The sequence below is a fragment of the Ruegeria sp. SAZA006 genome, assembly GCF_059613465.1.
In genome coordinates this window covers 243960-254053 of sequence record NZ_JBXWSO010000017.1, presented here as the reverse complement: position 1 = coordinate 254053, position 10094 = coordinate 243960, and the positions used below count along the sequence as shown (strand labels likewise).

Sequence of the window (10094 nt, the reverse complement as noted above, 5' to 3'; positions counted from 1 at the left end):
GGCAGCCCGTAGGGGAATCGAACCCCTCTTTCCAGGTTGAAAACCTGGCGTCCTAACCGATAGACGAACGGGCCACGTCAGCATTGCCCAAGCACAAGTGGCAGCCCGTAGGGGAATCGAACCCCTCTTTCCAGGTTGAAAACCTGGCGTCCTAACCGATAGACGAACGGGCCACGCTGGCTTGTGGAGGGCCTTTTACGGATTACGCCCCCCACCCGCAAGACGAAAAACGCACGGCCAGGAAACTTTTTTGCGGGTCAAAAAAGGCAGTGGCGTCAGCAGTCAATTTGCTTCGGCCGCGTCTTCCAGGCGTAACTGCACGCTTTGCCTGCCACCCCATGTGTTGACCTCGAGCCGACCGGCAAAATGGAACCGCGCGCCACCGTGATTTGACAGCCTTTCGCCCATCGGTCCGTCAAAGGCACCAAATGCAATCGCGTCCAGCCCACCGCCCATTCCGTCCGAGAGCGACAGCTTCAAATGGGTTTCTCCAACCCGCTTGGCAAAGCGGACCTGCAGGTCGGGCATTGCAAATCGAGGGGCAGGGGCCCCGGCGCCAAATGGGCCGGCCTGCTCAATCTTTTCGATCAGATCAACCGAGGCCGCCCCGGGCATCAGCGCGCCATCCAGCTTGAGGTCGGCCGGACCGGCTTGGCCCGCACCCTGTTTCGCCAGCAACTCCGAGAGCCGCTCCATCGCCGGTTCCAACTGGTCGCGCATCACGGTCAGACCTGCGGCCATCTTGTGACCGCCGCCTTTGACCAACAATCCCTCGGCGGCCAGCCGGTGGATTGATGCGCCAAGATCGACACCCGAGACCGAACGGCCTGAGCCTTTGCCCTCGTCACCGTCGAAACCAATCACGACGGCGGGACGGTTCGACGCCTCTTTCAGGCGGGCCGCCACGATCCCAACGACGCCGGGATGCCAGCCGTCACCTGCGGCCCACACCAGCGGCGCATCCAGTCCACGTTCTTCGGCCTGCGCCAGCGCCGCGGCGCGGACCGCGTTTTCGATGTCGCGTCGTTCGGTATTCAGGTCATCAAGGCGCCGGGACAAAGCCTCGGCTTCGGTCACCGAGTCGGTGCTGAGCAGCCGCGCGCCCAGGTCTGCCTGCCCAACCCGGCCGCCGGCATTGATGCGCGGCCCAAGCAGAAAACCCAGATGGTAGCTGTTGGGCGCCGAATCCATGCGGGCCACTTCGGACAGGGCGACCAGGCCAGGGCGTTGCCGTTGCCCCATCACTTTCAAACCCTGCTGAACCAGCGCCCTGTTGACCCCGATCAGGGGTGCCACGTCTGCCACGGTCGCCAGCGCGACCAAATCCAGCATCGCCATCAGGTCCGGGCCTTGGGCGTTGGCCTCGCGCAGTTGGCGCCCGGCCTCAACCAACATCAGAAAGACAACGGTTGCAGCGCACAGATGGGCCAGATCACCGCTCTCATCCTGGCGGTTGGGGTTCACCACGGCCACGCAATCCGGCAGCGTTTCGGCGCCCAGGTGGTGATCGAGAACAATCACATCGGCCCCCTTGGCTGCGGCAATTGCTTCGTGGCTGAGCGTGCCGCAGTCCACGCAGATGATCAGATCATGCGTTTCAGCAAGCTGGCTCATGGCGGGGGCGTTCGGGCCATAGCCCTCGTCGATACGATCGGGCACATACAAGGTCGCCTGACGCCCCATCTGCCTGAGCCAAACCAGCAACAGGGCTGCCGAGCTGCCACCGTCGACATCATAGTCGGCGAAAACGGCGATGCGCTGGTTGTCCCGCACCGCTTTCAGGAACCGCGTTGCGGCGATCTCCATGTCGCGCAGGCTGCGAGGATCGGGAAGAAGGTCGCGCAGTTTTGGAGACAGAAAGCTCTCGGCCTCCATCGGCGGGACACCGCGCCGTGCCAGCACTTGGCACAGGGGGCGGGGCAGGTCGGTCTGCTGGGCCAGCATCTCGGCGGCCCGATCCAATTCAGGTGATGGACCAATCCACTGGCGGCCCGTCAAAGACTGTTCAACACCCAGAAAGCTCAATCCACTTCTCCTAAAAAGGGCCGAATCCTGTCGGACCCGGCCCTTGAACGGTTGTGTCTGCGGGCCCCTCAGCCCTCGACATGCGGCCAAATGGGGGTGCGGTAGGACATGCGCCGCACCGATCCGGTTTTCGAGCGCATCAGCAGGGTCGTCGTCTCGACCCAACCAGGTTCCCGCTTGATCCGCGGCAGCAGCGACCCGCCAGTGACACCGGTCGCCGCAAAGATCACATCGGCAGTGACCATCTCGTCGCGGGCATAGACTCGATCCAGATCGGTAATACCAGCTTTGGCCGCCCGACCGCGTTCGTCATCATTACGGAACATCAGGCGTCCAAAGATCTGGCCACCCATGCATTTCAGCGCGGCGGCCGCCAGAACGCCCTCGGGCGCGCCACCCTGGCCCATGTACATGTCGATGCCGGTCGTCTCGGACTCAGCGCAGTGCATGACGCCTGCAACGTCACCGTCGGTGATCAGGCGGATCGCAGCACCGGTTTCGCGCACCTCGGCGATCATCGCCTCATGGCGCGGACGTTCCAATATGCAAACTGTAATGTCCTCGGGGGTGCAGCCTTTTGCCTTGGCCAGCGCCTCGACCCTTTCCCGCGGGGACATGTCCAATGTCACCACGTTCTCGGGGAAGCCCGGGCCAATCGCCAGCTTGTCCATGTAGACGTCCGGTGCGTGCAGCATCGAACCGCGCGGACCCATCGCGATGACGGTCAACGCGTTGGGCATATCCTTCGCGGTCAGCGTCGTACCCTCGAGCGGGTCCAGAGCGATGTCCACACCGGGGCCGTTGCCGGTGCCGACCTCTTCGCCGATATACAGCATCGGCGCTTCGTCGCGTTCGCCTTCACCGATGACCACCACGCCAGCGATATCCAGCAGGTTCAGCTGTTCACGCATCGCATTGACCGCGGCCTGGTCGGCGGCTTTCTCGTCTCCGCGTCCGACCAGCGAGGCCGAGGCCAGAGCGGCCTGCTCAGCCACGCGCGCAAGTCCAAGGGACAGAAGGCGGTCGTTGAAATCGATTTTGGCAGCGCTCATGCGATGTAATCCTTTGGTAAAGCGAAGACGTCCTGACTGGCATAGCCTGCCCGTGGCGCAGGCCGCAAGGGTTCAAACCTGCTCGATACGCAGAGCTACGGGCTCGCCGGCAACCACATCCGTGGTGCGCAAGTCCTCCAACGCAACGTCCAGCGTGGCGCGTGTGGTCTTGTGCGTAACGATCAGTACCGGGGCCGTATCCTCGGCATGTGCGTATTGGCGCATCCGGTCGATCGACACGCCGGCGTTGCCCAGAATGGCGGCCACCTTGGCCAGCGCACCTGGTTTGTCCAGCAATGCAAGGCGCAGATAGTAGGGGGCGGGCAGGCCGGTGATTGCGGGCTTGGAGTCGACCAGCGACGTGGCGGGTTGACCAAAGGTGGAAATCCGCAGGCCCCGCGCCAAGTCGCAAACATCCCCCATCACCGCACTGGCCGTCGGGCCTTCGCCCGCGCCCGGTCCCCGCAATACGATCTGTTCGACGGCGTCGCCCTCGATGACCACCATGTTGGTGCCGCCTTCCAGCTGCCCCAAAGGCGAGTCACTGGGTACCAGGCAGGGTTGCATCCGCTGTTCAAGCCCGCGCGGCGTGCGCTGCGCAACGCCCAGCAGCTTGATGCGGTAGCCCATATCGTCGGCCTGATGGATGTCATCCAAGCTGATGTGCTGAATACCCTCGATCTCGATCCCGTCGAAATTCGGCTTTGTTCCAAATGCGATCGAGGCCAACAGCGCCAACTTGTGCGCCGCGTCGATGCCGCCTACGTCCAAGTTCGGATCCGCTTCGAGATACCCCAACTGAGCGCACTCCTCGAACAAGGCATTGTAGCCCAATCCCTGCGATTGCATTCGGGTCAGGATATAGTTGCAGGTGCCATTCATCACGCCCATGACGCGTTTGATGTCATTTCCGGCCAACCCTTCGGTCAGGGATTTTATGACCGGAATTCCTCCGGCCACGGCAGCCTCGAACCGGATCACGCGGCCTGCGGCCTCGGCCTGTTCCGCCAATGCCTGGCCGTGAATGGCAAGCAGCGCCTTGTTTGCGGTGACCACATCCTTGCCGGTGGCCAATGCCGCCTCGACCGAGGCCTTTGCCGGGCCGTTTTCACCACCCATCAGTTCGACGAACACATCGATGTCGTCTCGTTTGGCCAAGGCCACCGGATCGGTTTCCCACGCGAAGCCGGACAGGTTTACTCCGCGATCTTTGGCGGCGTCGCGCGCCGAAACGGCAACGATTTCGATCGGTCGACCAGTGCGCGCTTGCAGCAATTCGGCATGACGGCGCACGATCTTGACGACGCCCACTCCCACGGTTCCCAAGCCAGCAATTCCAAGCCGCAGCGCCTGTGTCATTCCGTGGGTTCCTTTCCGCTCGAAGTCTGCCTGTTGGACGCAAGGTCCTTTGTCGGCTGCCATAGCTGGTTCAACGCGGCGGTGCAATCCGTCAGGGACAGAGTTGTTGCGCAGCGGGCGAGCGTACGGGGCTTACTGGGTCTCGGCGTTCTGGAGTGCCTGTGCCTTTTGCGATAGCCGCTCGGCCCGTTGTTCCAATTCTTCTTCCACGGCGGCTGCCTCGTTCACCGGGTCGACGGGCGGCACGTTGACCTGGGTCAACGGGATCAGCTTGGGGTAGGGCGCGGCCTTTACCGAGGCTGCTTCGCTTCCCTCCAACTCGGGAATATCTGCGCACGCGGCCAAGAGGAGAAGCGGCAGGATGACGGAAACAGCTTTCATTTCGCGACCCGAACAGTGAGGAACCTGAACGTGATGCACTTTTTGCATGAACGGTTCAAGCGGGGTTCTATATGAACGTACGTTCATATACGATGGATCCATGGCACGTACTCAAGGCTCTCATTCCGATATCACCGGGCCCCGTATCCGCGAGGCCGCCCTGGGATTGTTTGCACGGCATGGCTATGCCGCTGTTTCCATGCGTCAAATCGCGGGGGAGGTCGGGGTGCAGGCCGGCGCGCTCTACAATTACACTCCGGACAAGCAAAGCCTTCTATTCCGCCTGATGCAGGACCACATGCAAGAGCTGCTGGCGGCCTATGAAGAGTTGGAACCACAGGCGGATGCATTGGGCGCCCTGCGGCAATTCGTGGGTTTCCACATCCGGTTTCACATGCAGCGACCGGACGAAGTGTTCATCGCGTACATGGAGCTGCGAAACCTGACGCCTGAAAACTTCGCCGAAATCGAAAAGCTACGCCGGCGGTATGAAGATGCGTTGCAGAGCATCCTGCTGGCCGGCCAGAAGGACGGTCTGTTCTCGGTTCAGGATGCCAAAATCGCGACTCTGGCGGTGATTGCCATGCTGAATGGTGTCATGACGTGGTACCGGGCCGGTGGACGGCTGTCGCTGGACGAGGTCGAGCAGATTTATTGGGATATGGTACGCAAGGCGGTCGCGGCCTGACTGGCCGCGCCCTGTTACCGGCTGTTTGGAGTCAGTGCGCCGGCTTGATGAAAGTACCGTTGCGCAACTCCCGAAACGCCTGCTCGAGTTCGGCGCGCGTGTTCATCACGATCGGGCCATGCCATGCGACCGGTTCATTGATCGGCGCACCCGAGATCAACAGGAATCGTACACCTTCAGGCCCGGCCTGAACGGTTATTTCGTCTCCGGTACCAAACCGCACCAGCGTCCGGTTGCCCGACATGTCGCGAATGTTCAGCTCTTGCCCGGCGACTTCCTTCTCAAGCAGAACGCCGGTCGGTTGCGAGGCGTCGGCGAAAGCGGCCTGCCCATCGAAAACATAGGCGAAAGCACGACGATAAGTATCTATCTTGAAGGTCTTTTTCACCCCTGCAGGAATCGATACGTCCAGGTATTGCGGGTCCGCGGCGATACCGTCCACCGGCCCGGTCTTACCCCAGAACTTGCCGACGATGACCCGCACCGTGGTGCCATCATCGTCGATCACTTCGGGAATGTCCTTGCCCTGAACGTCCTGGTATCGAGGAGCCGTCATCTTTTGAGCCGAGGGCAAGTTGCCCCACAGCTGAAACCCATGCATCTGACCGGATGTGTTTCCCTTGGGCATTTCCTGATGCAGAATTCCGGACCCCGCCGTCATCCACTGGACGTCTCCGGCACCCAATTGGCCGCTGTTGCCCAGCGAGTCGCTGTGATCGACGGTTCCCGACAACACGTATGTGATGGTTTCAATGCCGCGGTGAGGGTGCCAGGGAAAGCCGGCCTGGTAGTCCTGCGGGTGCTCGTTGCGGAAGTCATCAAACAACAGGAATGGATCCAGTTCGGACGGATCCTGAAATCCAAAAGCGCGGTGAAGCTTTACGCCAGCGCCTTCCATCGTCGGAACGGCCTTGCGGGTTTCGAGTGTTGGTCTGAGCGACATGTGGGTCTCCTGTCTCTGGACCCGTTATCTAATTTTCGCTGAAGTACGGTCAATTCGCGAGAAAGCACTGCCTCTGTGCAAAATTGCGCCGGGTGAGTCTTGGCCTGTTGCTTGTCGCTGAAAGCGGGTATGGGGGGCAGGCAAAGGCGGAGTTGGAAATGCAAGAAGACGTACTGGCAACGATTCAGGCTTCATCGGCACGGCGGTGGATGGGCGTGGGAATGCTCGTCACTGTGGGCGTGTTCGTGACTTATGTCGCCCTGGCCGCACCGCCAGCGCCGGAATGGCAGCTGTTCTTGTTCGTGGTCGGAGGTGGCGCGCTTTGGCTCGCGCATCGCGTCTGGCATGCGACAGCGGACCGGATCGAACTGACGCGCACGGAATTGCGCACGGGCAGCGGCAAGCTGATTGCCGAGGTTGGTGAAATCGAAGGGGTGGACCGGGGCGTATTCGCCTTCAAGCCGTCGAACGGGTTTCTGCTGACGACCCGTAGCAAACGTGGCAGGGCTTGGGCCCCGGGCCTTTGGTGGCGCGTCGGGCGACGTGTCGGCGTCGGCGGCATGACGTCCGCCGCCGAGACCAAGTTCCTGTCAGAAATGCTTTCTGCGATGCTGGCCCAGGCCGAATAACCCTCAGCACCCGCCCGGTGCGTCGATCTTGTCGTAGACGCGCGGGTGGGTGAATACGAAATTGTCCATGGCAAATTCGTTTTCGCCGTATCCGATGCGGAAGGGACGGCGATAGAAGTCCTTCACTTCGACCAAAATCATCTTGCCGTTGTCCGGCATGATGGGCAGCTTGTCACGGATTTCGCTTATGGTGCCATCGGTCCACGCCTCAAAGCTTTCGCCGCGAATACAAGACCACTGCACATAGTGCCGGTCATCCGGCAGGTCGAAGCGAAGGAACGAGATGCGCATCGACACGTCGGAGCGGTCCGACATCATCTGCTGCAGCAGGTCGTACAGCGTATCCATATAGGTCGCGTTGATGTCATTGCGTTCGCGGGAAATGACATCGGCGATCGCATACGACGCCTTGAGATTCCGCGAGCTCTGTTTGTACCCGTCGAAGAACGTATATGACGCACACATGCCCCAGAAGAGCAGGGGATAGATCATCACGGCCTCGACACTGATCACGCCGGATTCCTTGCGGGAAAACCGTTTCAGATACCGGACAGCCAGCGAGAAGATTGAGCGATCAGGTCGGTTCATAGACAAACACCGTTGTTGCGTGCAGTTCGTACATACCGTTGGGCTTTTTCCGCGCGATGGCGCCCAGAATGGTACCCCACCACAGCGGCTTTACCTCGACGCAGGCGCGGACGATCATCAGTTCGTCCGACGTGCCGGGCTCGAAGATCTGGCTGTTGCGGATCGTTGCCGGGGTATCGATGCAGTAGGGGTTGGGATCCAGCGTGGTCCCAATAAACGGGTCGACGCGGGTCATTTCCAGGATCAGGTTTTCCTTGCACTCAGGAATGTAGCCTGCCTTGTCGCAGACGATGTCCTTCAAAAGAGTGTGGGTCCAGCCGTCCTGAACGTTGGTGGTATACTTGTCCAGATTGTTCAGGCGAACGTCGCGGATCGTTTCGTCCAGTCCACGTTCAAGGTTGGCGTGGTTGAAGGCCCCGATCCCGACTTCGACGGCCGAATAGGTCGTCATGATGAAGATGGGGAACCAGAAGACGAACTCGATCGTCGCCATCCCATCTTCTTTCCGCCGGAACGTGCGGAATTTATGAAGCAAACGCTTGATCATTGGGTCAGCCTCAGATTGCGGATGGTCGATCCGATCGATGCAAATACGTCGACGATTTCGTCACCGGTCGCCTCGTAATAGGCGCCATCATCGCTTTTGCAGTCTTTCAGAAGGGCCTTGCCCTGATCGGGAGCTTCGAAAGCGATAGTGAAGACTACGATGCCATTGGCGCGAGCGGCGGCACACATTGCGCGCGCGCGCGGATCCTTGGTGCCCGACCCGATCGAAGTGACCGCGTTGTTGTACCAGGTGTTGCCCTTCGTGCTCCCCAGCGCTTCGCGGAACAGGTCGCGGATCGCGCGACGGGTCGTGCGCTCCCAGACCTGATCCCAAGTCAGGTTGACCGATGTCGCCGGGTCGCCATTGTTGTCCAGAACGGTGCGGGTCTCGCTTCTGCTGTAGTCAAAGTTGTAGCAGACGCCGCCGGACCGGTAGGTGCAGCGATAGACAGTATACTCGTCGTTGCCGTAGGGATCGTCCTGCCAGATCTCGCGACCCCAGTACCAACCCTTGCTGCTGTCCCATTCGGTATAGTCGACATCGTGCCAGAAGTACTTCTCGGTCTCGTAGTCATAGGTCGAATAGGTCGACTTTTTGGCATTCCACCACAGAATGGACGTACCCTCACGGTAGGGGTCGTTTACCATGTACTGAGTGGTGTTCGCGCCGTCCGTCATCAACACCAGAACCTTCATCGAGTCGTTGCTGGAGTAGCTGTTGGGACGGGTAGCGAAGTCTGCAGGCACTTCGTCGCCCGCCAGACGTGCGATCACCGGCTGAATGCTTTCGTCAAGCAGGGCAAGGCCCCACTTCAGACCGACGTCGATCGAAGTGTTTCCGCCGGCCGTAAAGCTTTCGATGTGATCTTTGAGAACCTGCGGGTCCTTCTGCAGGACCGAGACCTCACGGTTGGCGAGTTCGTCACAGACTTCGCTGTAGACGTAGCCATTGCTGGGGCGCCGGTCATAGGTGCTCCACGGCGTGAAATGCAGTGTGCGTTGGCGGATCGTATCGGGGTCCAGCGCGGTGGTGTTGAACTCGCTGCTGGTGAAGTTGATGCAGTTTGCCCGGTTATTGGTGCCGGTCGTGCTGAATTCGTCCATCAGATAGTCGGGCAGCGACACCTGAGTTGCGTAGGGGATGATCGAGATCGACAGCTTCCCGTCCTCGGTCTTGTCCGCCATCTCTTGCACGAAGTTTTTGGCCGCCACTTTTAGGTTGGCCAGGCGATTGTAGCTGTTCATCGAGCCAGAGACGTCGAGAACCAAAGAAATCTCAACGTCATCAATGGCTTCTTCGGCAACGCTGGTTGCCGCGCTCACGATCGAGTCAACATCCCACCACTGCATGAAGTGCATGCCGACATCCATCTGGGCGCTCGCTTGGACCTTGCGGTAGCCTTCGATCGTAACGGCGGTCGCGCCGCAGACATTGGGTTCCACGATCGGGTCACCAACCAGGTACTGGTCCAAGCCTTCCTTCGCGAGGTAGTCGACGACCACGTCCTTGGGGCAAAGGTCCTGGTCCAGGTCGGCCGCCGCCAGTACGGCGCGGTCCAGAGCATATTGCAGGCGCGCACGTTCGCGATCGTACCGCATAACGTCCACGGCGAAGCCCGCCGCGGTGAAGATGATCATCAGAAGGAAGAGGGCGAAGATGGTCATCGTCCCGCTTTCCGAGGTCGCGAAAGACTCGACGGCGCCCCGGCAGCGGTCTGCGTGGCGCGGTTTCCCCGACCGTGTCGATGTCCATTCAAAATTGCGCATAACGAAATCCTTTTGCCGGCCAAAAGCAGCGAAGCCAGTTCTTCGGAACTTTAATAATTTAGATGTGGATCGTGGCGAGAATTGGGCGTGATCGTCACTATGGTGCTCTTTTTGAA

General features: G+C 60.4%; 10 protein-coding genes and 2 tRNA genes. 2 read left to right on the top strand and 10 right to left on the bottom strand.

Going from position 1 to position 10094, the window contains the following annotated elements; genetic code table 11:
• Positions 1–2 precede the first annotated feature (2 nt).
• From AC2FNZ_RS19095 to AC2FNZ_RS19070, 6 genes are all read right to left on the bottom strand, one after another.
• A tRNA-Glu gene (locus AC2FNZ_RS19095) sits at positions 3–74 on the bottom strand.
• A gap of 24 nt (positions 75–98) precedes the next feature.
• Positions 99–173 (bottom strand) — tRNA-Glu (locus AC2FNZ_RS19090).
• 109 nt (positions 174–282) lie between these two features.
• On the bottom strand, positions 283–2025 hold the full coding sequence (recJ, locus tag AC2FNZ_RS19085) for a single-stranded-DNA-specific exonuclease RecJ (RefSeq protein ID WP_496833213.1): 1743 nt from the start codon (positions 2023–2025) through the stop codon (positions 283–285).
• A 68-nt stretch (positions 2026–2093) separates the two neighbouring features.
• Complete coding sequence (glpX, locus tag AC2FNZ_RS19080; protein ID WP_093961740.1) at positions 2094–3077, bottom strand: class II fructose-bisphosphatase; 984 nt, start codon at positions 3075–3077, stop codon at positions 2094–2096.
• 72 nt (positions 3078–3149) lie between these two features.
• Complete coding sequence (locus tag AC2FNZ_RS19075; protein WP_170363721.1) at positions 3150–4436, bottom strand: homoserine dehydrogenase; 1287 nt, start codon at positions 4434–4436, stop codon at positions 3150–3152.
• Positions 4437–4568: 132 nt separating this feature from the next.
• Positions 4569–4817 (bottom strand): hypothetical protein, encoded by a 249-nt coding sequence (locus AC2FNZ_RS19070; RefSeq protein ID WP_170339166.1) that lies wholly within the window; start codon positions 4815–4817, stop codon positions 4569–4571.
• 100 nt (positions 4818–4917) lie between these two features.
• Here AC2FNZ_RS19070 and AC2FNZ_RS19065 point away from each other — a divergent pair, with 100 nt between their 5' ends.
• On the top strand, positions 4918–5505 hold the full coding sequence (locus AC2FNZ_RS19065; protein ID WP_093961742.1) for a TetR/AcrR family transcriptional regulator: 588 nt from the start codon (positions 4918–4920) through the stop codon (positions 5503–5505).
• 31 nt (positions 5506–5536) lie between these two features.
• On the opposite strand, the gene AC2FNZ_RS19060 is transcribed toward AC2FNZ_RS19065, so the two are convergent.
• Positions 5537–6448: a pirin family protein gene (locus AC2FNZ_RS19060; protein WP_093961743.1), complete on the bottom strand. Its 912-nt coding sequence runs from the start codon at positions 6446–6448 to the stop codon at positions 5537–5539.
• A 158-nt stretch (positions 6449–6606) separates the two neighbouring features.
• Between AC2FNZ_RS19060 and AC2FNZ_RS19055 the strand changes: the two genes are divergently transcribed.
• Positions 6607–7077, top strand: coding sequence for a hypothetical protein (locus AC2FNZ_RS19055; protein WP_496841654.1), 471 nt, complete (start codon positions 6607–6609; stop codon positions 7075–7077).
• Positions 7078–7080: 3 nt separating this feature from the next.
• Here AC2FNZ_RS19055 and AC2FNZ_RS19050 read toward each other — a convergent pair whose 3' ends face one another.
• Genes AC2FNZ_RS19050 through AC2FNZ_RS19040 form a run of 3 tightly spaced genes read right to left on the bottom strand, consistent with a single transcriptional unit; the run spans position 7081 to position 9876 of the window.
• Positions 7081–7665, bottom strand: a complete 585-nt coding sequence (locus tag AC2FNZ_RS19050; RefSeq protein WP_093961744.1) for a TadE/TadG family type IV pilus assembly protein — start codon at positions 7663–7665, stop codon at positions 7081–7083.
• Complete coding sequence (locus AC2FNZ_RS19045) at positions 7652–8158, bottom strand: TadE/TadG family type IV pilus assembly protein (RefSeq protein ID WP_254429306.1); 507 nt, start codon at positions 8156–8158, stop codon at positions 7652–7654. The genes AC2FNZ_RS19050 and AC2FNZ_RS19045 overlap by 14 nt, the downstream gene beginning before the upstream one ends.
• Before the next feature lie 50 nt (positions 8159–8208).
• A complete protein-coding gene (locus AC2FNZ_RS19040) occupies positions 8209–9876 on the bottom strand; it encodes a pilus assembly protein TadG-related protein (protein ID WP_254920106.1) in 1668 nt (555 codons plus the stop codon).
• Positions 9877–10094 lie beyond the last annotated feature (218 nt).